Below are 24,347 nucleotides of genomic sequence, written 5' to 3' on the forward strand. Positions count from 1 at the left end.
GAGGCGCGGGGCGCCTGGTGCTGCAACGAGTGTGGCACGGGGGGAATTCCCGACGTCACACGGCTCACTGCCGTCGTCGTCCGACGGACGCCCAGGGGTCAGGCGAAGAGCTGTTGCTCGACCCGGTCGTCGAACACCCCGAGCAGCAACCACGAGTCGCCCCGGCCGTCGAGCGCCAGGTCGAAGGTGCCGTCCACCCGGTGGGCGCCGTCGGTCAGCGGCACCGCGTCGACCCGCCAGACCGTCATCTCGAGCAGGTGGGCGCTCGCCCCGCGCGGCGCCCGGGTCGCCGACCGCCACCAGTCGGTGCGCGTGACCCAGAGCTCGGGCGAGCTGACGACGCCGTACACGACCCCCCGCCACTCGAAGCGCAGGGGCGCCCCGTCGGCGGTCGTCTCGACCGGGACCTTCTCGTCCACCCTCATCTGCCGACCTCTCGTTCGAATGTGTGTTCGAACGGAGTCTACGAACCCCCACCGACATCGGCCACCCCCTCTGTGGGCGGAAGCCGAGGTGCTGGGGTCGCACGCGGCCTCACCAGCCGGGCAGCGCCTCCTCGACGTGGGTGACGGCCTCACGGGGCAGTCCCGCCTCGTCCGCGAACGACCGCCACCTCCGCACCGCGTCACGCACCTCGTCGACGATGCCCGACGCGTCCCGCACCAGGAAGCGATCGGCCAGGCGCATCACGTCGGCCCGCGAGACGTCGCGGTAGACGCCGTCCACCCCCATGAGGTGCTGGTACGTCCACCGCCCGGTCGGGTTGTGCGCGAACGTCACGTCGTACGCGGGCGACAGTCCCCACGACGCCTCGGGCCCCGCCAACAGGAACGACGAGTTCTTCGTGTGGTCGTCGTTGTTGGCCGCCAGCACGTTGAAGACCATCCGGCGGAACGCCTGCGCCATCGCCTCGTCGCCCAGTCCCAGGCGACGCACCACGTCGAACAGCTGCCCGTAGTCGTGCGCCTGCCGCTGCCGGAAGTCGAGATGGGCCGCCCCGCACAGCGTCAGGACGTGCGCCTTGCCCTCGACCCGACGGTCGAACCGACGCGTCATGAAGTGCGAACGCCCGTTCTCGTCGAGCAGCCGGCACTCGGCCATGTCGATCCCCGCCGCCCCCGCCATCAGCGAGTACGCGTACTCGACCCGACCGGCGAGGCCGCCCGACCCCAACTCGGAGTCCGGGCCCAACCCGTCCAACTTGATCAACCAGTGCTCGAACCCGTCCGGCGCCGCGAGCTGACCCGACCGGATCTCACCCGTCCCACGGTTCCACGCGACCACCGCCTTCGCCCGCGCCCCACCCGCCGACGTCCCCACCTGGATCAAGGACCGGATGGCCGACTCGGTCCCGTGGTCGTCACTGAAGCTGGCGTCCAGCACGCTGCGTGCCCCCTCGACCAGCGCGCTCAACTCGAGCGCACTCGTCGTCCGTTGACGCGGTCCCCTCGACGGCCGGAACTCCAACGCCCCCATGGCCCGGTCCGCCATGTACGCCAATCGGTCCAGGGGGCTCACCTGCTGCCGCGACACCCCCTGCCGCACCAACCAGGCGTCGATCACCGCGTTGCCGAAGTCGTCCGGCATCGCGTCCGCCAGCACGGCAGGAAGCCGGTGGAAGGTCGCCTCGGGCAGCTGCGGGAAGACATGCCGCCGCGTGCGGACCGGCATCGTCAGCGGCGCCAGCTCGATGCCTCGAGCCACCCAGTCCGGGTAGTACTCGAAGACGTACGCCCCGAGCCCCGGGTCGAGCGCCACGGCCCCCACCCGCAGGCCCCATGCCGTCACCTCGACCGCCCGGACGGGGACCCAGCTCACGAGCCGCCGCCCGACGATCGTGCGCCTCGTGGGCGGTACACCCGACGTCGCGGCTCGTCGCCCGACGACCTCAGCACGTCGAGCGGGCTGACGGCGCTCGCCGGGGCGATGTTCCCGAGGGCGTCGTCGGCACCCAGTGCCCGCAGGACGCGGACGAGCGAGCGCAGGGTGCTGCCCCGCCCGGCCTCGAGTGATTGCACCGTGCTGGGTGACAGGTCGGCCCGTCGAGCGAGCTCGAGCTGATCGAGCCCCTGGTCGAGCCTCAGGCGACGGACCTGTTCGCCGACCTGGCGTTCACGCTCGTCGGTCGAGACGAGCGGGGGCGCGCTCGCGGAGGGTGTCTGATCGTCGTCGAACGCGATGCTCCAATCACGGGATGAACCACGATAACAGCGATCTCCACCCAGAAGACAGGACTATCCCACTATTCCGAGAACATCACGAATGGCCGGGGTCAGTCGATCACGCCGTTGTCGAGGAGTTGCTCCCACAGGCCGGCGCCGTCGGGTGCCGACACCCAGACCACGTCGCTGCCCTCGGCGTGCTCCGACCGCGACCGGCCTCCGGCCAGCACGGCCTCGCTGGGCGACAGCTGGCGGATGGCCACGGCGGCGACGTTCTCGGGGTGGTCGTGCAGGAACGTCCCGTACAGCTCTTCGTCGTGCTGCCCGTCGTCGCCGACGAGCAGCCACTTGAGCTCGGGGAACTCGTCGGCGAGACGGCGCAGGGACTCCTGTTTGTGCTGGCGTCCGCTGCGGAAGATCCGGTCGTGGGTGGGGCCCCAGTCGGTCAGCAGCAGCGCGCCGCTCGGGTACAGGTTGCGGGACAGGAAGCGGGACAACGTCGGCGCCACGTTCCAGGCCCCCGTCGACAGGTAGATGACGGGGCACCCGGGGTTCGCCGCGTTCAGGCGTTCGTAGAGCACGGCCATGCCGGGCACGGGACGCCGGGCGTGCTCGTTCAGGACGAAGGTGTTCCAGGCGGCGAGCAGGGGCCGGGGCAACGAGGTGACCATCACGGTGTCGTCGATGTCCGAGACGATGCCGAACCGCGCCTCCGGATCGATGACGAAGATCGGCGCCTCGACCGGCACCGACCCCTCGGTGGTGAGGGTCGCGACGTGCCAGCCGGGTTCGAGGTCGACGGCGATGCGAGCGTCGAGCACGCCGCCGCGGTCGGCCTGGACGCGCTGGACGCGACCGCCGAGCGAGATCTCGACCAGGGCCTTCTCGACGGGCACGCTCGTGAAGCTGCGCCACCCCCGGACGTTGAGGCGGTCGACGCCCGACAGCGTGCCCGTGCGGGTGAGCAGGACGCGCGACAGCACCCGGGCCCATCCCGGAGCGCCGTAGCCGGTGTACGGCACGACCGTGGGGAGGAGTCCTCGACGCCGAGCCCGCTTCTCACGGAAGCGGTGGACCGAGTTCTCGATGCGGGCCGCTCGGTGCAGGAAGGGCTCGACGGCGGCGGGCGGTGCCTTGCGGGTGTCGGGCATCCGCTCAGTCTCGCACGACGGGTCGTCGAACGGGCGGGTCAGTCGACGGGAGCGAGCAGACCGGGGTGGTCGACCGACGACGAACCGACCTCGGGGCCGACCTCGTGGTGCAGCAGGCGCTCGGCGATCTCGTCGCTGAGGCCCGCGATGCCCTGCACCAGGTCGTCGTCGCCCTCGGTCTCGGGGTCGAGCCAGTCGTCCATGACGTCGGTGCCGACGAGCACCGGCATGCGGTCGTGCACCTCGGACACCGGACCCGAGGAGGCGCGGGTCAGCACGGTCGTCGACAGCAGCCACCGAGACGGGGCGCCGACCTCGGCCGACGGGTCGCGCCACCACTCGTAGAGCGCACCGAAGAGGACCACCTCGTCATCGGGCAGCCGCACGAGGACGGGGCGCTTCGAGCCGTCGGGCAGGGTCTGCCACTCGTACCAGCCCGTGGCCGGGACCAGGCCACGGCGCGAGACCACGGCGTCGCGGAACGAGGGTTTCTCGGCGGCCGACTCGGATCGTGCGTTGAACAGCGGGGGACCGGAGTCGGGGCCCGCCGAGCCACCGGGCACGAGACCCCAGCGGGCCGACGCGAGGCGTCGGACCGGCGGGCCACCGGCGTCGTCACCTCGAGGTGCCGCGTCGACGAGGAGACTCACCGGCCGAGTCGGAGCGATATTCCAGGAAGGCTCTGGGAGAGTGTCTCCTGATACATCGACGTCGAACAGGGCCACCAGGTCGCTCGAGGCGCGTGCCATCACGAATCGTCCGCACATGCGATCCATTCTGGTGGCAGCCGCCGACATCCGGTGACCGACACCTCGGTCCCCTTCCGACGTCATCGCACCGTGCCCGACCCCGTCGAGGCATCGCCACGAAACGGAGAAACGTTGCTCGTCACCGACGTCAATGACGCATTGCCCGGGGGTTCACCGCTGCTCAGGAACGAGCCCGTCCAGGCTCGCAGTTCCGCGCGGCTCACCGGGCTGCTCGACGCGGCCGCGGCCATCATCGACGAGATCGGCTACGAGCGTCTGACCACGGCCATGGTCGCCGAGCGGGCAGGTGCCTCGATCGGCACGGTCTACCGCTACTTCCCCGACCGCATCGCGGTCGTCGACGCCCTCGCCCTGCGTTCCGTCCAGCGTCTGACCGTCCGGGTCGGCGAGGCCGTGTCCGACGACGCCGTCACCGACTGGCGTCGTGCCGTCGACCTCTTCGTCGACGCCAAGGCCGAGATGTACCGCAGCGAGCCCGGTTTCCGGTCCATCCGCTTCGCCGACGCCCCCGACGTGCGCACGCCCGAGACGCGCCAGTACACGAGTCCGCTGGCCGAGCAGTTGCTCGCCGTCTTCGTCGACCACTGTGCGGTCACGCGCACCGACGAACTCGAACTGGGCCTCCAGGTGGCCGTCGAGATCGCGAACGCCCTGCTGGCGCGTGCCTTCATCGACGACGCCGAAGGCGACGACCGCTTCGTCGGCCAGTGCCGCATCGTGCTGGCGGGCTACCTCGAGCCCCTCGTCGACGCGCGCTGACTCCGCGGGCCGCGTGACGGCGGGTGTCACGGGCCCTGGCGGGGTCGCTGACACATCGTCGAGATCTGTGGTTGGGTGAACGCCCTGGCAAGTGTCGATTCGTGCTGCCCACGAGGAATGAGCCACCCATGATCGAGTTCCGCTCCGTGACGAAGCAGTACCCCGACGGCACCCTGGCGGTCGACGACTTCAGCCTCGTGATCCCGTCCCGCAAGACCACGGTCTTCGTCGGGTCGAGCGGGTGCGGCAAGACGACGATCCTGCGGATGATCAACCGCATGGTCGACCCGACGTCCGGCGTCATCGAGATCGACGGCAAGTCGATCGGCGACCTCGAGCCCGTCGGCCTCCGCCGCAGCATCGGCTACGTCATGCAGAACTCCGGACTGCTGCCGCACCGCAAGGTCGTCGACAACATCGCCACCGTCCCCGTCCTCACGGGCACGTCCAAGAAGGTCGCCCGCGACCGAGCTCTCGAGCTGATGGACACGGTCGGGCTCGACCGCGACCTGGCCCAGCGCTACCCGAGCCAGCTGTCCGGCGGGCAGCAACAGCGCGTCGGTGTCGCCCGCGGCCTCGCCGTCGACCCGAACATCCTGCTCATGGACGAGCCCTTCGGTGCCGTCGACCCGCTCGTCCGGTCCGACCTGCAGCAAGAGCTCATCCGGTTGCAGCGCGAACTCGACAAGACCGTCGTCTTCGTCACGCACGACATCGACGAGGCCTTCTATCTGGGCGACCAGGTCGTCATCCTCGAGAAGGGTGGCCAGATCGCCCAGCAGGGCAGTCCCGCCGAGATCCTCTCGGCGCCCGCGACCGACTTCGTCGCCGAGTTCATCGGGGCCAACCGGGGCAAGCGCGCCCTGCACGTCGAACAGACCCCGACCGGTCAGGTGGTGGTCGACGGCGACGGACGCACCGCCGGGGTGCTGACCGAACCGGTCCGAGGTGGGCGGACGTCGTGAACTGGATCTGGTCCAACAGCGACTACATCCTCGACAAGACGATCGTGCACCTGGGTCTGAGCGTGCCGCCGGTCATCCTGGCGTTCGTCATCTCGCTGCCGATCGGCTGGGCGGCCAATCGCTTCACCCGTCTTCGTGGAGTCGTCCTGGCGGTGGCCGGGTTGTTCTACGCCGTGCCGTCTTTCGCGCTACTCGTCGTGCTCCCCGGTCTGATCGGCTACAGCATCCGAAGCAACACGAACCTCATCATCGGACTCACGCTCTACGGCATCGCCCTCATGGTCCGGTCCGTCGCCGACGGTCTCCAGTCGGTCGAAGCTGACGTCAGACAGTCCGCGACGGCGGTCGGATACTCCGGGTGGCAGCGCTTCTGGCGCGTCGAGATCCCCCTGGCCGGTCCGGTGCTGCTCGCCGGTCTCCGGGTCGTCCTGGTCAGTACCATCAGCCTCGCGACCGTGGGCGGCATCCTCGGCATCAACGGACTCGGGCTGCTCTTCAACGACGGCCTGCAGCGCGACATCATGGCCGAGATCGTGGCCGGGATCGTCCTCACGATCGTCATGGCCCTGGTCCTCGATGGGCTGCTGGTGCTGCTCGGACGCGCTCTCATGCCCTGGACGAGGGGTCGGTCCGCGACACGGACGGGCACGCCCACCGTGGCCCGCCAGAAGGTCGTGGCACCGTGAACCTCTTTCTCGACGCATTCGCCTGGCTCGCCGATCCTGCCCACCTCTCCGGTGCCGACGGGGTCCCGACCAGGTTGGGCGAGCATCTCTGGTACACGATCGTCGCCGTGGTGATCGCTTCGGTCCTCGCAGTCCCGGCTGGTTACCTCATCGGGCACACGGGTCGTGGCCGAACCCTGGCCGTCGCCCTGACCGGTGGCGCCCGGGCGTTGCCGACCGTCGGGTTGGTCTTCCTCCTGGCGCTCCTCGTGGGGATCGGCATCACCGCGCCGATGATCGCGTTCGTCGTCCTGGCGATCCCCTCGGTCCTGGCCGGTGCCTATTCGGGCTTCGAAGCCGTGGATCGCAAGACCATCGACGCCGCCCGGGCGGTCGGCATGACCGAGTGGCAGATCGTCACCAAGGTCGAAGTGCCCCTCGGGCTGCCCCTCCTGATCGGTGGCATCCGTTCGGCCACGCTGCAGGTCGTGGCCACGGCGACCATCGCCACGGTGGTCGGGGCCGGGGGCCTCGGCACCTACATCTTCCGCGGCCTGCGATCGAACGACTACACCCAGATGCTGGCCGGCTCGATCGTCGTCATCGCCCTCGCGGTCGTCCTCGAGATCCTCTTCTCGATCGTCCAGCGTCTCGTCGTCCCCGCCGGGGTCACGGCCGGACGCCCCTCCGACACCCGCTCCAAGGCCGCCCGGCCCGGGGCGGTCACGGCAACACCCCTCACGAAAGGCACACAGTGATCACAGCGAACAAGAAGGGCCGGCTCACCGTTCTCGGCGCAGTCGCGATCGGGGCCATGGTGGCCCTGGCAGGGTGCGCGTCGAGCGACCCGCTGAGCTCCGGCGACTCGTCCGCGTCGGGCGACGGCGACACGCTCGTCATCGGATCGCAGCAGTACTACTCGAACGAGATCATCGCCGAGCTCTACGCCCAGGCGCTCGAGGCCAAGGGCTACAAGGTCGACCGTCAGTACCAGATCGGTCAGCGCGAGGTCTACCTGCCCGAGCTCGAGTCGGGCAAGATCGACGTCTTCCCCGAGTACACCGGCAACCTGCTGCAGTACTACGACAAAGAAGAGACCGCGAAGTCGCCCGAAGAGGTCGAGACGGCCCTCGCCGCCGCCCTGCCCGACGGTCTGACCGCGTTGAAGGCCGCTGCGGCGTCCGACCAGGACAGCTACAACGTGACGAAGGAGTTCTCCGAGGAGAACGACATCACGAGCCTGGCCGACCTGAAGAACTACTCGGGCACGCTCACGTTGGGTGCTCCGCCCGAGAACGCCGAACGCCCCTACGGCCCTCCCGGCCTGAAGAGCATCTACGGCGTCGACGTCACCTCGACCCCCATCGACGACGGCGGTGGCCCGCTGACGGTCAAGGCCCTCACCGACGGCAGCGTCCAACTGGCCGACATCTACACGGCCAGCCCGTTGATCACCGAGAACGACCTCGTCACCCTCGAGGACCCCGAGAACATGATCCTGCCGCAGAACGTGGTCCCGATCGTGTCCGACAAGGTCGACTCCGACGCACAGGACGTCATCGACAGCGTCGACGCGGTCCTGAGCGCGTCCGACCTGCAGCAGCTCAACTCGAAGAGCCAGACCGACAAGGAGTCCTCGGCCACCATCGCCAAGGACTACCTGACCGAGAAGGGCCTGCTCGACAGCTAGGCATCCCCGTCGAGGGCCCCGTTCCGTGCGCGGAACGGGGCCCTTCGTCGTCCGGGGCCCCGCCCGCGGAGCGACCACGAGGAGGCGCGGGTCAGGGCGCGTCGTCGCCCGCGTCCCCGTCGGGCCGGGCCATGTGGCGTTCCTCGCGGCGGTGCAGGACCTTCTTCACGACGACGACGAGCAGGACGAACACGGCGATGATGCCGACGAAGACGTAGCCGGCCTGGTGCAGGCCGTCCGCGAGCTCTCGGTAGCTGCCCGCGGCCGCCGCGCCGACGGAGACGTAGGCGAGCGCCCAGAGGATGCACGCGGGGGCCGTCCAGGTGAGGAACGTCCGGTAGCGCATCGGGCTCGTGCCCACGGTCAACGGGATCAACGAGTGCAGCACCGGCAGGAACCTCGACACGAAGACGGCGATGCCGCCCCGTCGGGCGAGGTAGTTCTCGGCCCGGGCCCAGTTCGCCTCGCCGAGGCGTCGGCCGAGGGCACTCGCCCGGATCCTCGGCCCGAAGAACCGGCCGAGAGCGAAGCCGACGCTCTCGCCCACCAGGGCGCCCAGGACGAGGGCGACCACGAGTGCCCCGAACTCGAACGGTGACGCCACCGCCGTCGCCGACACGATCGCCACCGTGTCGCCCGGCACGACGAGGCCGAGGAGAACCGACGTCTCGAGCACCATGGCGACACCGGCCAAGACCGTCCTCAGCACGGGATCGACGGACTGCACCGTGTCGAGCAGGGTCGTCAGCACGTCGTTCACCCGCCCGAGCCTATTCACAGCGAGTGCACGGCGCCCGGGTACCGTAAGCGACAGGTGTCGTCTATCTGCGGATCTATGCTCGTCACGTCCCGACGGTGCGACGCACGACCACCACCACCACCATCCGAGGGAGAAGGCACATCCTGATGAACGAGCTGCTCGACCCGCTGCTGTTGTCCCGCTGGCAGTTCGGGCTCACCACGATCTACCACTTCCTGTTCGTGCCCCTCACGATCGGCATGGCGTTCACGGTGGCGGTGTTCCAGACGGCATGGGTGCGCACCGGCCGCGTCCACTACCTGCAGCTGACCCAGTTCTTCGGCAAGATCTTCCTGATCAACTTCGCCATGGGCGTCGTGACCGGCATCGTGCAGGAGTTCCAGTTCGGCATGAACTGGTCCGACTACTCGCGATTCGTCGGTGACGTGTTCGGCGCCCCGCTCGCGCTCGAGGGCCTGCTCGCGTTCTTCCTCGAGGCGACCTTCATCGGCATCTGGATCTTCGGCTGGGACAAGGTGCCGCCGAAGCTGCACCTGCTGAGCATCTGGGGCGCGACCGTCGGCAGCATCCTCTCGGCGTACTTCATCATCGCCGCGAACGCCTTCATGCAGAATCCGGTCGGCTACGACATCAACGATGAGAAGGGCCGGGCCGAGCTCACCAGCATCTGGGAGGTCCTGACCAACAAGGTGGCCCTCGCCGCGTTCCCGCACACGATCTTCGCCTGCTTCATGGTCTCGGCCGCGGTCATCGTCGCGGTCGCCGCCTGGCACCTGTCGCGCAACCAGCACCTCGAGACGATGCGGCCGGCCCTGCGGTTCGGTCTCTGGACGATGGTCGCCGCCGGCGCGCTCACCTTCATCACGGGCGACCAGCTCGGTCTCGCCATGGTCGAGACCCAGCCCATGAAGATGGCGGCCGCGGAAGCGCTGTACAAGACCAGCACCGGTGCCGACGCCTCGTTCTCGATCTTCACCCTGGGCACGCCCGACGGGGTGCACGAGCTCTTCAGCATCAGGGTGCCGTACCTGCTGTCGTTCCTGTCGACGCACACGTTCGACGGCACGGTCGAGGGCATCAACGATCTGCAGGCGCAGTACGTGCAGCTCTACGGTCCGGGCGACTACACCCCGATCATCTGGGTCACCTACTGGTCCTTCCGCTGGATGATGGGCCTCGGCATGGTCAGCGTCCTCGTCTCGCTCGTCGGCCTCTGGATCACCCGCAAGGGGCGCCTGCCGCAGAACAAGTGGGTGTGGCGGGCCGCGGTCTTCAGCTACCCGATGCCCCTCCTCGCCATGATCGTCGGCTGGGTCTTCACCGAGATGGGACGGCAGCCCTGGCTCGTCTTCGGGCTGCTCAAGACCGAGGACGGCGTCTCGCCCGGGGTCACCGGCCTGACGGTGCTCATCTCGCTCGTCGCCTTCACGCTGATCTACGGCACGCTCGCGGTCGTCGAGTTCAAGCTCATCGTCAGGGCCGCCCAGAAGGGGCCGGCCGACGCCCCCGAGCCCGACCCCGTGTCGGGCGAGATCCGACACGAGGCGACGGTCTACTGATGTCCACGACCCCCATCGAACCGACGCGAGAAAGGCTCTGACCATGGACCTCCCCACCCTCTGGTTCGTCATCCTCGGGTTCTTCTTCGTCGGATACTTCGTGCTCGACGGCTTCGACTTCGGGGTCGGCATGTCGCTGCCCTTCCTCGGCCGTGACGACACCGACCGGCGCGTGCTGATCAACACGATCGGCCCGGTCTGGGACCTCAACGAGACCTGGGTCATCGTCGCCGGTGCGTTCCTGTTCGCGGCCTTCCCCGAGTGGTACGCCACATTGTTCAGCGGCTTCTACCTCCTGATGCTGCTCATCCTGCTGGCCCTGATCGCGCGGGGCGTCTCGTTCGAGTACCGCCACCAGCGTCCCGAGTCCTCGTGGAAGCGCCGCTTCGACCTCATGATCGTCGTCGGCTCGGCCGTGCCGGCGTTCGTCTGGGGGCTGGTCTTCGCCAACGTCGTCCAGGGCGTGCCGCTCGACGAGGGGCACAACTACACCGGGACGCTGCTCGACCTGCTGAACCCCTACGCCCTGCTGGGCGGCCTCACGACCCTGCTGCTCTTCTTCACGCACGGCGTGGTGTTCGTCACGCTCAAGACCGAGGGCGAGATCCGTGGTCGGGCCAGGCGTCTCGCCACCCGGGCCGGGGTCGTCACGATCGTCGTCGCCGCGGCCTTCCTGGCCCTGACCTCGCTGATGCACGGGACCCTCGTGTCGGTCGCCCTCTCGGCCGTGGCCGCCGTCACCCTGATCGCGTCGTTCGTCGCGAACCTCCGCGGGCGTGAGGGGCGGTCCTTCGGCCTCATGGCCGTCACGATCGCCCTGGCGGTGTCGAGCCTGTTCGCGGCGCTCTTCCCGGGGGTGATGCCGGCGAGCAACGACCCGGCGAACAGCCTCACGATCGCCAACGCTTCGAGCTCCACCTATACCCTGACGATCATGAGCTGGGTCGCCCTCGTCTTCGTCCCGCTCATCCTCGGCTACCAGGGCTTCACCTACTGGATCTTCCGCAAACGGATCACCCGTGCGGCGATCCCGGCCGCGCACTGAGCCGGCGTCCGTGAAGCCGCTCGATCCGCGCCTCCTGCGCTACGCCTCCGCCGCCCGGGTGTTCCTCGGGCTCGGCGCCGTGCTCGGCCTCGCGCAGACGGTCGCGATCGTCGCCGTGGCCTGGTTCACGACGACGGCCGTGGTCCGGGTCGTCGAGGGGAGCACCTCCGGGCTCTCGACCGCCCTGCTGGGGCTCGGCGTCTCGGTGGCGGCACGGTCGCTCGTGGCGTGGGCGCTCGAGGTGACGGCCGCGCGGGCCGCGGCGCAGGTCAAGAGCCAGCTGCGGTCCCGGGTGGTCCGTGCGGTCGCCGACCGGGGGCGCGCCTGGGTCGACCGCCACTCCTCGGCGCGCGTCGCGACCCTCGTCGGCCCGGGCCTCGACGCTCTCGACGAGTACTTCGCCCGCTACCTGCCCCAGCTGGTGCTCACGGCCCTGGCGACACCGCTGGTGATCGTCGTCATGGCGCTGCACGACTGGTTGTCGGCCCTCATCGTCGTGCTGACGCTGCCGTTGATCCCCGTCTTCATGGTGCTGATCGGGTGGACGACCCGTGCCGCCCAGAACCGGCAGTGGGACCGCCTGACGCACCTCGCCTCGTCGTTCGCCGACGCCGTGGGCGGGGCGTCGACCCTCAAGGCGTTCGGTCGTGAACGGCGTCAGGTCGAGCGGATCGGCCGGCTCACCGACGACTACCGCGTCGAGACGGTCACGGTGCTGCGCGTGTCGTTCCTCAGCGGCTTCGTGCTCGAGCTCGCGGCGTCGTTGTCGGTCGCGCTCGTCGCCGTGTCGATCGGCATCCGGCTCGTCGAGGGATCGATGGGTCTGACCGCCGGGCTGTTCGTGCTGCTGCTCACCCCCGAGGCCTACCTGCCCCTGCGCCAGGTCGGAGCCAACTACCACGCCGCGGCCGACGGGGTCGCGGCGGCGGAGGACGTCTTCGAGCTGCTCGACGACGAGTCGGGCGACGTCGCGCCCCCGCCGACCGGGCCGACCGGGTCCGCCGGGTCGAGGACCGTCGACGATCGGGCCGAGCCCCCCGTCGAGGCCGACGCACTCGTCGTCGACCGGGTCTCGGTGAGCCGAGGAGGCGCGGTGCGGCTGGCCGAGACCTCCTTCGTCGCCGAGACGGGTCGCGTCACCGCGGTCGTCGGTCCGAGCGGGGCCGGGAAGTCCACCCTGCTCGACGTCGTGCTGGGTCTGGAACGGTGCGGGGGCCGGGTGGTCTGGCGCTCGTCGGGCCGTGCCCCCGCCCGCCACGAGATCGCCTGGTCGGGCCAGTCGCCGATGCTGTCGTCCGGCACCGTCGCCGAGAACGTCGCTCTGGGAGACGCGGGTGAGCCCGACACCGAGGCCGTCGTGCGCGCCCTCGACCTGGCCGGCGCGGCCGGCCTCGACCCGGCGCTCGTGCTCGGGGCCGGCGGCCAGGGGTTGTCCGGCGGCCAGGCGCAGCGGGTGTCGGTGGCCCGGGCGCTGTACCGGCTCGACCGGGTCGGGGCGCGCCTCCTGCTGGTCGACGAGCCCTCGTCGGCCCTTGACCGCGTCACCGAGGCCCGGGTCGTCGACGGCCTCCGCCGCATCGCGGCCACGGGTGTCGCCGTGGTCGTCGTCACGCACCGCCGCGCCGTGAGCGACGCGGCCGACGTCGTCGTCCCGATCGGAGGCCTCTCGTGACCCGCTCGTTGCTCCGCACCGCCCAGCCCGCCGGGCGTCGGGCCGCCCCCGGCATCGTCTCCGGGTCGCTCAGCGCCTTGTCGGCGGTGGCGTTGCTCGCGGCGTCGGCGTACCTGATCACGCGGGCCGCCGAGCAGCCGCCGATCCTCTACCTCTCGCTCGCCGTGGTCGGCGTCCGCGCCTTCGCCCTGACCCGGGCGGTCTTCCGCTACCTCGAACGGTTGTCGAGCCACGACGCGGCCTTCCGCCAGCTGGCGGTGGTCCGCACCGAGCTCTACCGGCGCCTGATCCGCGTGGCCCCGGCGGGCCTCGGCCGCACCGACCGCGGCGACCTGTTGGCGCGCGTCGTCGGGGACGTCGACGCCCTTCAAGACCTGCCCCTGCGGGTCGTGCAGCCGCTCGTGGTGTCGGGCCTCACCTCGGTCGTCGCGGTCGTCGGCGTCGCCCTCGTGTCCCCGGCCGCGGCGGTCGTCCTGGCGGGTGCCCTCGTCGTCGCGTTCGTCGTCGGCTGCGTCGCCGCCGACCGGCTCGCCCGCCGCAGCGAGCGCACCCTCGCCGACCGGCGGGGGGTGCTCTCGGCCGCCGTCGTCGATCTCGTCCAGAACCTCGACGTGCTCGCCGCGTTCGAGGCGGTGGACCGCCAGCTCGGCCGGGTCGCGGGACTCGACGACGACCTGCGCCGCGCCTCCTCGCGTCGTGCCCTGACCGCGGGCGTGGTCGCCGCCGTGCTCTCGGCGCTGTCGGGTGCCGCCGTGCTCGCGACGATCCCCGTCGTCGCGCCCGGCGTCGCCTCGGGAGGGCTGACCGGCCCGGCCTTCGCGTTGGTGGCCCTCGTGCCCCTCGCCGTCTTCGAGGTCGTCGGAGCCGTCCCGACGGCCGTGCTGGCCTGGCGTCGCGTCCGGGCGAGCGGTGACCGCGTCGAATCGGCCGTGCCGGTCGAGGTGCCGGCCGGCGTCGTCGACGACGAGGCCGTCGGAGGGGCGGACCCGGGCCCCGTGGAGCCTGTCCGCGCGGGCGGCTCCGCCGTGTCGGCCCCGGCACCCGCCCTGCGTCTGCACGGCGTCTCGGCGACGTGGCCGGGGGCGGCCGGCCCCGCTCTCCGCGGCGTCGACCTCGAGGTGGCCGTGGGCGACCGCCTCGTGGTCGAGGGGCCGAGCGGCGCGGGCAAGACCACGCTGGCCTCGGTGCTGGCCCGGTTCGTCGAGCACACGGGTCGCTACGAGGTCGGGGGAGTCGACACGGCGACCCTCGCCCCGGCCGCCGTCCGGGCCGCGGTCGGCCTGATCGAACAGACGCCCTACCTCTTCGACGAGTCCCTGCGTCAGAACCTGCTCTTCGCCCGCGACACGGCCACAGACGACGACCTGCTCGCGGTGCTGGACCGCGTCGGGCTGGGTCGCTGGGCGGCCGAGCGTGGCGGGCTCGACGCACCCGTGGGTGAACGGGGAGTCCTCGTCTCGGGTGGCCAGGCCCAGCGCATCTCGCTGGCCCGAGCCCTTCTGCGGGGGTTCCCGGTGCTCGTGCTCGACGAGCCCACGGCCGGACTCGACCCCGAGACCGCCCGACGGCTCGTGCGCGACGTCCTCTCCACCGCCCGGGACGACGGCTCGACGGTCGTCGTGATCTCGCACGTGGAGGTGCCTGCCGAGCTGGTCACGCGTCGCGTGCGCATCGAGGCGGGCCTGCTGAGCGAGGTCGAGGTCGGACCCGACGTCGCCCTCGACGACGACGCCTGACGGCTCGACACCTTCGCGGTCGTCGGACTGCGGTCGTCGGACCGCCGTCGTCGGCTGCGGTACTCGGGCTGCGGTCAGGTGCCGACCGGGCGTCGCAGGCGGTCGAGTCGGCCGCGCCAGAGCGCGAGACGCCCGGGTTCCTCGGCCGGGGCCGGGCCGTCGACCCAGCCGGTGACGATGCGGATGCCGTGCAGTGCGCCGAGGCTCCAGACCTCGAACCCGTCGAGTTCGTCCGGCCGGGTGTGGTCGTGCAGCACGTCGACGCCGAGGACGGCGGCCAGCGTCGTCAGGCTGCGGACCGTCACGCCCGGCAGGCGGGGCAGGTCGTCCGCCGGCAGGCACAGGGCGTCGCCGCGCCACCAGACGATCGAGCTCCAGGCGCCCTCGACGACGTGCCCCTCGGGCGAGAGCAGCACCGCCTCGTCGGCCCCTCGGGACCGGGCGTCGGCCACGAGCGATCCGAGGGCTGCGAGGTCGGGCCCCTTGACCGTGGGCTGCGTGCGGGGGTCACGGTCGGCCGTCGCGAGGACGACCGAGCGGCGGCGCGGGGGAGCAGGCCGGAGGCGCAGCCGCAGCCGCAGCCGTGCCTGACCGTCGGCGTCGGCTCCGTCGCCCGTGACGAGCTCGGCGCGCGGGAACCAGGCACCCGTCCGGGGCATCATCGCGACGGCCGCCGTCCAGAACGCCGAGACCTCGTCGACGTCGGGCCCCCCGGGCACCTCGGCGACCGAGCCGGCGAACCGGTCGCGGTGCACGTCGAGCGCGAGCGCCGCGCCCTCGTCCACCAGCCACGAATCGGCCACCAGGAGGCGCGGGTCGGCCTCGCCCGACCCTCCGCCCCCGCTCGTCGTCAGCTCGTCGCCCTGCCAGACGTGCAGCACGTCGCCTCCCGGCCGCTCGGCACTCATCGGGTCGGGGCTCCACTCATAGGATCAAGGGTATGCGCCCCGCGGTCGTCCGATCCTCCCTGCCGTGGCGCGACCCCGAGGCCGTCGTCCGGCACCTGGCCGCGACCGGCGACGTCGTCTGGCGCGACGCCGGGGTGGACGCCGTCCGGGGCCGGTCCGTCGTCGGGTGGGGCCCGGCCCGGACGGGTGACGTCCGCGACGGTGGCGCCGACCGGCTCTGGCACGAGGTGCGCGACGACCTGGCCGACGTCGAGCCCGACAGCCACCCGCTCGGCTGGGCCGGCTGGCTCGGCTACGGCTTCGGCTGCCGACTGCTGGACCGTGACGACACCGAGGGGCACCGCCCGGCGGCCACCGCCTCGACCGTCGCCGCCGACGGAGACCCTGCCGACCTCGCCCTGCTCGACGTCGACCGCGCCCTGGTCTTCGACCACGCCGCACGTTCGGTCGAGGTCGTCGCGCGGGCCGGCGACCCGTGGCCCCTCTCGGTCGCCGAGACCTGGGCCGACGTGCCACCCGTGCCCCCGGTGCCCGGGTCGACCCGCGCCTCCTCGGTGGGCTCCGCCCCACCCTCCGTCCGCTGGCGGCACCGACCCGACGAGTACCTCGACCTGATCGAGGGGTGTCGTCGAGCCATCGCGGACGGCGAGGCGTACCAGCTCTGCCTGACGACGGCGGTCGACGTCGACGGGCCGGTGGACGCGCTCGAGACCTTCGCGCGCCTCCGTCGGTCCTCGCCGGCTCCGCACGCCTCGTTCGTGCGCATCGGCGGCGTGGCCGTCGTCGGGGCGTCGCCCGAGTCGTTCGTCGAGGTGACGACCGACGGCCGGGTGTCGTCGTCGCCGATCAAGGGCACGCGACGCCGCGGGTCGGGCGCCGACGACACGGTGCTCGCACGCGAGCTCGTCGAGAGCGACAAGGAGCGCGCCGAGAACGTCATGATCGTCGACCTGGTCCGCAACGACCTCGCCCGGGTGGCCCGCCTCGGCACGGTCGAGGTGTCCGAGCTGCTCGCCGTGCACTCGTACGAGCACGTCCACCAGCTCGTCAGCACGGTCAGGGCCCGGCTGGGGGCGGGGCGCACCGCGGCCGACGTCGTCGAGGCGGCCTTCCCGGCCGGGTCGATGACCGGCGCGCCGAAACGTCGGGCCGTCGAACTGCTCGCCGACCTCGAGGGGGCGCCCCGGGGCGTGTACTCGGGTGCGACGGGCTGGCTCGGACGGGACGGCTCGGCGAGCCTCGCGATGACCATCCGCTCGATCGTGGTGCACGGTGGCCGCGCGGCGGGTGCGGGACGGCCCGCGCGACCGGCGGGTGCGCGCGTCGGCGTGGGCGGTGGCATCACCATCTCGTCGGTACCGGTCGACGAACGCGACGAGGTCGAGCTCAAGGCGGCGGCCCTGCTCGCCGTGCTCGGCGTCCGTGCCGCCGACGGGGCCCCGGTGCGCATGTCGTGACGGCGCGCGCCGTTCGGTAGCCTTGGCGAGGATCGCCGAGCCCAGCGCACGTCGCCGTGCCCTCGCGCGGGCGGTCCGAACCCACCGCACCGACTGCCAGCAGTGAATGAGAGCCCCGTGGCACACGAGCACGACACGACCGCGACCGACGCCTCCTCGGCCACCCCGCCCCACGACGGCGTGCCCGAACGCGAGTACGACGTCGCCCGCCTGCAAGAGAAGTGGCAGGCCCGGTGGGACGCCGAGCAGCCGTTCGTCGTCGACCCCGACGACAAGCGCCCCCGCAAGTACATCCTCGACATGTTCCCGTACCCCTCGGGCGACCTGCACATGGGTCACGCCGAGCAGTACGCGCTCGGCGACATGGTGACGCGGTACTGGCGCCAGCAGGGCTTCAACGTGCTGCACCCGATCGGCTGGGACAGCTTCGGGCTGCCCGCCGAGAACGCGGCCATCAAGCGCGGCGTCGACCCCCGCGAGTGGACCTACGCCAACATCGCCCAGCAGAAGCAGAGCATGAAGCTCTACGCCCCGTCGTTCGACTGGAGCCGGGTGCTGCACACGAGCGACCCCGAGTACTACAAGTGGAACCAGTGGCTGTTCCTCGAGATGTACAAGAAGGGCCTGGCCTACCGGAAAGACAGCTGGGTCAACTGGGACCCGGTCGACCAGACCGTGCTCGCCAACGAGCAGGTGCTGCCCGACGGCACGAGCGACCGGTCGGGTGCCGTCGTGGTCAAGAAGAAGCTGACGCAGTGGTACTTCAAGATCACCGACTACGCCGACCGCCTGCTCGACGACCTCAACCAGCTCGAGGGCCGCTGGCCGACCAAGGTGCTCAACATGCAGCGCAACTGGATCGGCCGCTCGATCGGTGCCGACGTGCACTTCACGATCGAGGGCCGTGACGAGAAGGTCACGGTCTTCACCACGCGTCCCGACACCCTGTACGGCGCGACGTTCATGGTCGTCGCCCCCGACTCCGACCTCGCCGCCGAACTCGTGGCCGACGCGACCGACGACGTCAAGGCGACCTTCGCCGAGTACCTCGTCGACGTGCAGAAGGCGACCGAGATCGAGCGTCAGTCGAGCGAGCGCCCCAAGACGGGCGTGCCGCTCGGCCGGGTCGCGGTCAACCCCCTCACCGGTGACCCGATGCCGGTCTGGGCCGCCGACTACGTGCTGGCCGACTACGGCCACGGCGCGGTCATGGCCGTGCCCGCGCACGACCAGCGCGACCTCGACTTCGCCCGCAAGTACGACCTGCCGGTGCGGGTCGTGGTCGACACGAACGCGCCCGTCACGGGTGTCATCCCGAAACTCGAACTCGACGAGGACGGCCAGGCGATCCTGCCCGACGACCTGCCCGACCTGAACCCCCGCGAGACCGGCGTGGCCCTGACCGGCGACGGCCGACTGATGAACTCGGGCGCCCTGACCGGCCTCAGCAAGTCGAACGCCATCAAGCGCGTCGTCGAGCTGCTCGAGGCCTCCGGCGACGGCAAGGCGGCCAAGACGTACCGCCTGCGCGACTGGCTGATCTCGCGCCAGCGTTTCTGGGGCACGCCCATCCCGATCGTGCACGGCGCCGACGGCGTCGAGGTGCCGGTGCCCTACGACGAGCTGCCGGTCCGGCTGCCGTCGACCGAGGGGCTCGACCTCAAGCCGAAGGGCAGCTCGCCGCTCGGTGCCGCCGAGGACTGGGTGAACGTGCCCGACCCGCGCGACGGGTCACCGGCGCGCCGCGACGCCGACACGATGGACACGTTCGTCGACAGCTCGTGGTACTTCTTGCGCTTCCTCGACCCGACCGACGCCGACCGCGCCTTCGACCCTGCTCAGGCCAGCAAGTGGGCCCCGGTCGACCAGTACGTCGGAGGCGTCGAGCACGCCATCCTGCACCTGCTCTACGCGCGCTTCATCACCAAGGTGCTCTTCGACCTCGGCCACGTCGACTTCACCGAGCCCTTCAGCGCGCTGCTGAACCAGGGCATGGTGCTGCAGGACGGCGCGAAGATGAGCAAGAGCAAGGGCAACGTCGTCAGCCTCTCCGACGAGATCGACAAGCACGGCGTCGACGCCATCCGCCTGACCATGGCCTTCGCCGGCCCGCCCGAGGACGACATCGACTGGGCCGACGTCTCGCCCGCGGGCTCGGCCAAGTTCCTGGCCCGGGCGTTCCGTCTGGCGAGCGACGTCGACAGCTCGCGCGACGTGGTGTGGGCCGACGGCGACCAGGCCCTGCGCCGCGTGACGCATCGATTCCTCGCCGAGGCCCCGGGGCTCAGCGAGGCGTTCAAGTACAACGTCGTCGTCGCGCGCCTGATGGAGCTCACCAATGCCGTCCGCAAGGCGATCGACTCGGGGCCCGGCGCGTCCGACCCGGCCGTGCGCGAGGCGACCGAGACCGTCGCGCTGGGGCTGTCGCTCTTCGCTCCCTACACCGCCTCAGAGATGTGGGAGAAGCTCGGCTACGACGGAGGCGCCCTCGCCACGTACGGCTGGCGGAAGGCCGATCCGACCCTGCTCGTCGAGACGAGCGTCACCGCGGTCGTCCAGGTCAACGGCAAGGTGCGCGACCGGCTCGAGGTGTCGCCCAAGATCGGCTCCGACGAGCTCGAGGCGATGGCCCGCGAGTCCGCGGCCGTGCAGCGCGCGATCGGTGACAAGCAGATCGTCAACGTCATCGTGCGGGCGCCGCGCCTGGTGAACATCGCGGTGAAGTAGCCGCCCGGGGGCGCGTCTCGTCCCCACCCGTCGACGGCCGTCCTGGTTCCCCAGGGCGGCCGTCGTCGTCCGCGCGGGCGGACGCCCGCTCGTACCGTGACGGGTCATGACCGTCAGCTTCCGCACCGCCGTCGACCCGTCCGAGCCGGGTGGTCCGCGGTGGCGCGTGGGGCTCGGCGCGGTCGTCGTCCTGCTCTTCGTCGTGTTGGCGGTGAGCGTCGCCGTGTCGGCGTTCGCCACCCGAGGAGGCGCGGCGGACGAGATCGTGACCGTCGAGCCGAGCACCGGGGCCGAGGCCGGGGCAGGGTCCGGCACCGCGCCTCCCGGGGGTGCCTCGGTCGTCTTCGTGCACGTCCACGGCCGGGTGGCGGCACCCGGCCTGTACGAACTGCCGCAGGGCGCCCGCGTGGTCGACGTGGTCGCCGCGGCCGGCGGCTTCACGGCCGAGGCCGACCAGGCGGCCGTCAACCTCGCGAGGGTGCTCGTCGACGGCGAGCAGCTCCGGGTGCCGGCCGTGGGCGAGACCGTGGACGACGCGGTGGCGGGCGGTGGTGGTGCGACGGCGGGTGGGCCGGCGGCGGGCGGGCCGGTGCCCGGGGGAGCGGCGGCGGTCGGCGGTGGTGCGGTCGACCTGAACCTCGCGGACGACGCGGCGTTGCAGACGTTGCCCGGGGTGGGCCCGGCGACCGCGGCGGCGATCCTGTCCTGGCGTGACGAGAACGGGCGCTTCCGCAGCGTCGACGACCTGCTCGGCGTGCCGGGCATCGGTCAAAAGACGCTCGAGAAGCTGCGCGACCGGGTGCGGGTGTGACGCCCGGTCGCGTGCTCGACCTGCGGCTCGGGGTGCCCGTGGCCGTGGCGTGGGTCGGGCTCGCGGTCGGCTCGACCCGGCCCGGGCTCTTGCCCGTCGTGGCCGCGGCCGCCCTCGTCGTCTGCGTCGTCGCGGTCGGGCTGGTGGTCGTCGCGCGGGTGGGCGTGCTCGTGGCCGGGCAGGTCCTGCTGGTGGTCGCCCTGAGTGCGGGGACGTGCGCGGGGCTGACGGGCCAGGCGGCGGTGCGCGACGATCGGCGCCACCCGCCGGGGCTCACGACGTCGGTCGGTCACGCGGTCACCCTCGAGGGGCGCCTGCTCGACCGGGTCGAGGGACGGGCCGACGTCCTGACGATGTCGGTCGATCGGCTCGACGTCGGCGGGGGGACCGTGGCGCTCGGGGCTCGCGTGCCGGTGCGGGTGTTCGGGGCGCGAGTCGACGGTCGCCGCTCGGTCGAGATCGGCACCCGGGTCTCGGCCCGGTTGGTCCTCGCCCCGGCGAGGTACGGCGAGTCGGTCGCGTTCGAGGGGCGGGCGGTCGAGCCGCTCGCCGTCCGCTCCGAGCCCGGGCGGGCGTCGGCGTGGTCGAACGGGCTCCGGTCGGCGTTCCGCGCCGTGGCCGCCGACTTGCCGGGCGACGGCGGAGCCCTGTTGCCCGGGCTCGCGATCGGCGACACGTCGGGTGTGCCCGACGACCTCGACGACGACATGACGCAGGCGTCGCTCAGCCACCTCACGGCCGTGTCGGGCTCGAACTGCGCGGTTCTCGTCGCACTCGTGATGCTCGTCGGGTCGGTGCTGAAGGTCCCGCGGTTGCTGCGGCTCGGGGCGGCCGTCGTCGTGCTCTCGGCGTTCGTCGTGCTCGTCACGCCCGAGCCGAGCATCGTGCGGGCCACCGTCATGGCGGTGCTCGTCCTCGTGCACCTCGCCGTCGCCCGACCGATCGCCGGCGTGCCCGTCGTCGCGCTGGCGGTCGCCGGGCTGCTGTTCGTCGACCCGTGGTTGGCCCGCGACCTCGCCTTCGTCCTGTCGGTCCTCGCGACGTCGGGGCTGGTCGTGCTCGGCGGGCCGCTGACCGCCCTGCTGGCGCGCCTCGTGCCCGAACCCGTGGCGGCGGCCCTCGCCGTGCCCACGGCCGCGCAGCTCGCCTGCCAGCCCGTGTTGCTCGCCCTCGAGCCGAGCATCGCCCTGCACGGCGTCGTCGCGAACGTGCTCGCCGGCCCGGCGGCTCCGGTGGCGACCGTGGGCGGACTCGTCGTCTGCGTGCTCGCGCCCTGGGTCCCCGTGACGGCCACGGTCGTCGCCTGGGCCTCGTGGCTGCCGTCGTCCTGGGTCGCGGCCGTCGCCCGGTCGGCGTCGAGCTGGCCGGGCACACGACTCGCGTGGGACGGCTCGGCGCCCGGCGTGGCCGCCCTGGTCGGCGTCACGGCCCTCGTCGTCGTCGCCGTGGTCGCCCGGGCCCGGGGCCGCACGCGAGCCGTCGCGACGACGTTGTTGGTGAGCGTCCTGGTGGCGACCGTCGGCGTGGTGGGCGGGCGCACCCTGGTGACTCGCGCCTCCGTGCCCGACGACTGGGTCGTCGCCCAGTGCGACGTGGGACAGGGAGATGCCGTGCTCGTCCGGAGCGCGCGGGCCGTCGCCCTGATCGACGTCGGCGACGACGAGGCCGCTCTCGACCGATGCCTCTCGACGTTCGGCGTGCGCCACGTCGACCTGCTCGTGCTCACCCACTTCGACCGTGACCACGTCGGGGCGATCGACTCCGTGGTCGGTCGGGTCGGCACGGCTCTCGTCGGGCCCGTGGGGCGCTCGGACGACGCCGAGGTCGTGGCGGCGCTGCGCGACGGTGGTGCCGAGGTCCAGGAGGCGCAGGTCGGCACCCGGGGACGCCTCGGCGACCTCACGTGGCGGCTCCTCTGGCCGCCCTCCTCGACCCCGGCGGGTAACGACGCCAGCCTCGTGTTGCGCCTCGACCCGGGCGGGTCCTGCCGGGTCGGATGCCTCTCCCTGCTGGCCCTCGGCGATCTCGGTGAGACCGCCCAACGCCGTCTCGCCTCGTCACCCGACGGCGAAGAGGGGCTCGGACGGGTCGACGTCGTGAAGGTCTCGCACCACGGGTCGGCGGACCAGCACGCCGAGCTCTACGAGCGGGTGTCGGCCCGGGTGGGGCTGATGGGGGTGGGTGCCGACAACTCGTACGGTCACCCGACCGACGTCGCGCTCGACCTGGTCCGGCACGGCGGGGGAGTCGTGGTCCGCAGCGACGAGGCGGGTCAGGCCGCGGTCACGCCCGTCGACCGTGGGGGCGGCGACGTCGGCCTGCGGATCTGGCGGGAGCACGCGGGGCCCCGGGACCCTGACGACACGTCGGGCACGTCGGTGGCGTCCTCTAGCATCGGAGGTGGCGCGGCGGGCCCCGCGTCCGTGGGACGACGTCCGAGAGGCAGCATGGCAGCGCGAGCGAGTGGCAAGACGGCGAAGAAGGCCTCGGTCGCGATCGACCAGGTGGGGTGGGACAGAATCCGGCCCGCGGCCGTCGTGCTGGTGAGCGGGCCCGAGCAGTTCCTCGCCGATCGGGCCTCGCGCCAGCTGCGCGACCAGCTCGCTGCAGAAGACCCCAGCCTCGAGGTGCACGACCTCGAGGCCGACCACTACCAACCCGGTGAACTCGTGACCCTGGCGAGCCCGTCGCTCTTCGCCGAGCCCCGCCTCATCCGCGTCTCGAACGTCGAGAAGTGCACCGACGCGTTCCTCACCGAGACGCTGCGCTACCTCGACACACCCGCCGACGACACGACCCTGGTGCTGCGCCACGGGGGCGGGGTCCGCGGCAAGAAGCTGCTGGACGCCGTCCGGGGCGGCACGGGCGGCGGTCTCGAGGTCGTCTGCGCCGAGCTCAAGAAAGACACCGAGAAGCTCGAGTTCGCCGCCGCCGAGTTCGCCTCCGAGCGACGACGCATCTCGCAGGGGGCGCTGCGGGCGCTCGTCACGGCCTTCAACGACGACCTGGCCGAGCTCGCCAGCGCCTGCCAGCAGCTGATCAGCGACGCCGCGGCCGAGATCACCGAGGCCACCGTCGAGAAGTACTACTCGGGCCGGGTCGAGACGAACGCCTTCAAGGTGGCCGACGCGGCCATCGCGGGTCACCAGGGCGAGGCCCTCGTGTTGCTCCGTCACGCGTTGTCGACCGGGGCCGATCCCGTGCCCGTGGTGGCGGCGTTCGCGATGAAGATCCGCACGATGGCCAAGCTGCAGGGTTCCTACGGCGGCTCGGGTCAACTCGCCTCACGCTTCGGGCTCGCCCCGTGGCAGGTCGAGCGGGCGCAACGCGACCTCCGTGGCTGGTCCGAGGACGGGCTGGGCCGGTGCATCGAGCTTCTCGCCGAGACCGACGCGGCCGTCAAGGGTGCCGAACGCGATCCGGTGTACGCACTCGAGCGGATGGTGACCATGATCTCGACGCGCGGTGCCCTGTTGTCGTGAAGAGCGCCTCCTGACCGTCCGGACGACT

At 71.7% G+C, this 24,347-nt stretch carries 20 protein-coding genes and 1 pseudogene; 14 read left to right on the forward strand and 7 right to left on the reverse strand.

From position 1 onward, the window contains the following. Positions 1 to 98 precede the first annotated feature (98 nt). From IFT88_RS08700 to IFT88_RS08720, 5 genes are all read right to left on the reverse strand, one after another. Complete coding sequence (locus tag IFT88_RS08700; protein WP_055972315.1) at positions 99 to 425, reverse strand: DUF6504 family protein; 327 nt, start codon at positions 423 to 425, stop codon at positions 99 to 101. A gap of 109 nt (positions 426 to 534) precedes the next feature. Beyond that, positions 535 to 1,818 (reverse strand): type II toxin-antitoxin system HipA family toxin, encoded by a 1,284-nt coding sequence (locus IFT88_RS08705; protein WP_043596162.1) that lies wholly within the window; start codon positions 1,816 to 1,818, stop codon positions 535 to 537. Next, positions 1,815 to 2,225 carry a helix-turn-helix domain-containing protein gene (locus tag IFT88_RS08710; protein WP_192120206.1) on the reverse strand — a complete coding sequence of 137 codons (411 nt, stop codon included), beginning with the start codon at positions 2,223 to 2,225 and terminating at the stop codon, positions 1,815 to 1,817. The genes IFT88_RS08705 and IFT88_RS08710 overlap by 4 nt, the downstream gene beginning before the upstream one ends. 47 nt (positions 2,226 to 2,272) lie before the next feature. After that, positions 2,273 to 3,313: an App1 family protein gene (locus IFT88_RS08715; protein ID WP_054144876.1), complete on the reverse strand. Its 1,041-nt coding sequence runs from the start codon at positions 3,311 to 3,313 to the stop codon at positions 2,273 to 2,275. Between the two features lie 38 nt (positions 3,314 to 3,351). Then, positions 3,352 to 4,146 carry an SOS response-associated peptidase family protein gene (locus IFT88_RS08720; RefSeq protein WP_082060105.1) on the reverse strand — a complete coding sequence of 265 codons (795 nt, stop codon included), beginning with the start codon at positions 4,144 to 4,146 and terminating at the stop codon, positions 3,352 to 3,354. A gap of 48 nt (positions 4,147 to 4,194) precedes the next feature. Between IFT88_RS08720 and IFT88_RS08725 the strand changes: the two genes are divergently transcribed. From IFT88_RS08725 to IFT88_RS08745, 5 genes are all read left to right on the forward strand, one after another. After that, positions 4,195 to 4,842 carry a TetR/AcrR family transcriptional regulator gene (locus IFT88_RS08725; protein ID WP_056226854.1) on the forward strand — a complete coding sequence of 216 codons (648 nt, stop codon included), beginning with the start codon at positions 4,195 to 4,197 and terminating at the stop codon, positions 4,840 to 4,842. Positions 4,843 to 4,970: 128 nt separating this feature from the next. Next, positions 4,971 to 5,807 (forward strand): ABC transporter ATP-binding protein, encoded by an 837-nt coding sequence (locus IFT88_RS08730; RefSeq protein WP_056226144.1) that lies wholly within the window; start codon positions 4,971 to 4,973, stop codon positions 5,805 to 5,807. Further along, positions 5,804 to 6,493, forward strand: a complete 690-nt coding sequence (locus IFT88_RS08735; RefSeq protein ID WP_043596171.1) for an ABC transporter permease — start codon at positions 5,804 to 5,806, stop codon at positions 6,491 to 6,493. The genes IFT88_RS08730 and IFT88_RS08735 overlap by 4 nt, the downstream gene beginning before the upstream one ends. Next, a complete protein-coding gene (locus IFT88_RS08740) occupies positions 6,490 to 7,230 on the forward strand; it encodes an ABC transporter permease (protein ID WP_056226147.1) in 741 nt (246 codons plus the stop codon). Before IFT88_RS08735 ends, IFT88_RS08740 begins: the two co-directional genes overlap by 4 nt. Then, a complete protein-coding gene (locus tag IFT88_RS08745; protein ID WP_231567138.1) occupies positions 7,227 to 8,162 on the forward strand; it encodes an ABC transporter substrate-binding protein in 936 nt (311 codons plus the stop codon). The genes IFT88_RS08740 and IFT88_RS08745 overlap by 4 nt, the downstream gene beginning before the upstream one ends. A gap of 91 nt (positions 8,163 to 8,253) precedes the next feature. Here the strand turns inward: IFT88_RS08745 and IFT88_RS08750 are convergent, their stop codons facing one another. Beyond that, entirely contained in the window at positions 8,254 to 8,922 is a 669-nt protein-coding gene (locus IFT88_RS08750; protein WP_192120021.1) for a VTT domain-containing protein, read from the reverse strand. Between the two features lie 146 nt (positions 8,923 to 9,068). Between IFT88_RS08750 and IFT88_RS08755 the strand changes: the two genes are divergently transcribed. From IFT88_RS08755 to cydC, 4 genes are read left to right on the forward strand one after another with little or no spacing between them, the layout of a single operon-like run. Then, the gene (locus IFT88_RS08755; protein ID WP_192120023.1) at positions 9,069 to 10,481 is read left to right on the forward strand and encodes a cytochrome ubiquinol oxidase subunit I; all 1,413 of its coding nucleotides are present in this window, start codon (positions 9,069 to 9,071) and stop codon (positions 10,479 to 10,481) included. A 43-nt stretch (positions 10,482 to 10,524) separates the two neighbouring features. Continuing rightward, positions 10,525 to 11,526: a cytochrome d ubiquinol oxidase subunit II gene (gene cydB / locus IFT88_RS08760; protein WP_056226153.1), complete on the forward strand. Its 1,002-nt coding sequence runs from the start codon at positions 10,525 to 10,527 to the stop codon at positions 11,524 to 11,526. A 10-nt stretch (positions 11,527 to 11,536) separates the two neighbouring features. Next, complete coding sequence (cydD, locus tag IFT88_RS08765) at positions 11,537 to 13,198, forward strand: thiol reductant ABC exporter subunit CydD (RefSeq protein ID WP_192120024.1); 1,662 nt, start codon at positions 11,537 to 11,539, stop codon at positions 13,196 to 13,198. Next, a complete protein-coding gene (gene cydC / locus IFT88_RS08770) occupies positions 13,195 to 14,934 on the forward strand; it encodes a thiol reductant ABC exporter subunit CydC (protein WP_192120027.1) in 1,740 nt (579 codons plus the stop codon). The genes cydD and cydC overlap by 4 nt, the downstream gene beginning before the upstream one ends. Positions 14,935 to 15,008: 74 nt before the next feature. On the opposite strand, the gene IFT88_RS08775 is transcribed toward cydC, so the two are convergent. After that, on the reverse strand, positions 15,009 to 15,842 hold the full coding sequence (locus tag IFT88_RS08775) for an aminotransferase class IV (RefSeq protein ID WP_192120029.1): 834 nt from the start codon (positions 15,840 to 15,842) through the stop codon (positions 15,009 to 15,011). A gap of 32 nt (positions 15,843 to 15,874) precedes the next feature. On the opposite strand from IFT88_RS08775, the gene IFT88_RS08780 reads away from it, so the two are divergent. From IFT88_RS08780 to holA, 5 genes and pseudogenes are all read left to right on the forward strand, one after another. After that, complete coding sequence (locus IFT88_RS08780; RefSeq protein WP_192120031.1) at positions 15,875 to 17,299, forward strand: anthranilate synthase component I family protein; 1,425 nt, start codon at positions 15,875 to 15,877, stop codon at positions 17,297 to 17,299. Between the two features lie 180 nt (positions 17,300 to 17,479). After that, entirely contained in the window at positions 17,480 to 20,026 is a 2,547-nt protein-coding gene (leuS, locus tag IFT88_RS08785) for a leucine--tRNA ligase (protein WP_342212119.1), read from the forward strand. Between the two features lie 106 nt (positions 20,027 to 20,132). Beyond that, positions 20,133 to 20,837: a ComEA family DNA-binding protein gene (locus tag IFT88_RS08790; RefSeq protein WP_192120035.1), complete on the forward strand. Its 705-nt coding sequence runs from the start codon at positions 20,133 to 20,135 to the stop codon at positions 20,835 to 20,837. A gap of 353 nt (positions 20,838 to 21,190) precedes the next feature. Then, positions 21,191 to 22,624: pseudogene (locus IFT88_RS17390) on the forward strand (ComEC/Rec2 family competence protein); the annotation flags it as partial. Between the two features lie 660 nt (positions 22,625 to 23,284). Further along, positions 23,285 to 24,319 carry a DNA polymerase III subunit delta gene (holA, locus tag IFT88_RS17125; RefSeq protein WP_043596213.1) on the forward strand — a complete coding sequence of 345 codons (1,035 nt, stop codon included), beginning with the start codon at positions 23,285 to 23,287 and terminating at the stop codon, positions 24,317 to 24,319. Positions 24,320 to 24,347 lie beyond the last annotated feature (28 nt).

The sequence above is a fragment of the Frigoribacterium sp. CFBP 8751 genome, from assembly GCF_014841545.1.
Classification (GTDB): Bacteria; Actinomycetota; Actinomycetes; order Actinomycetales; family Microbacteriaceae; genus Frigoribacterium.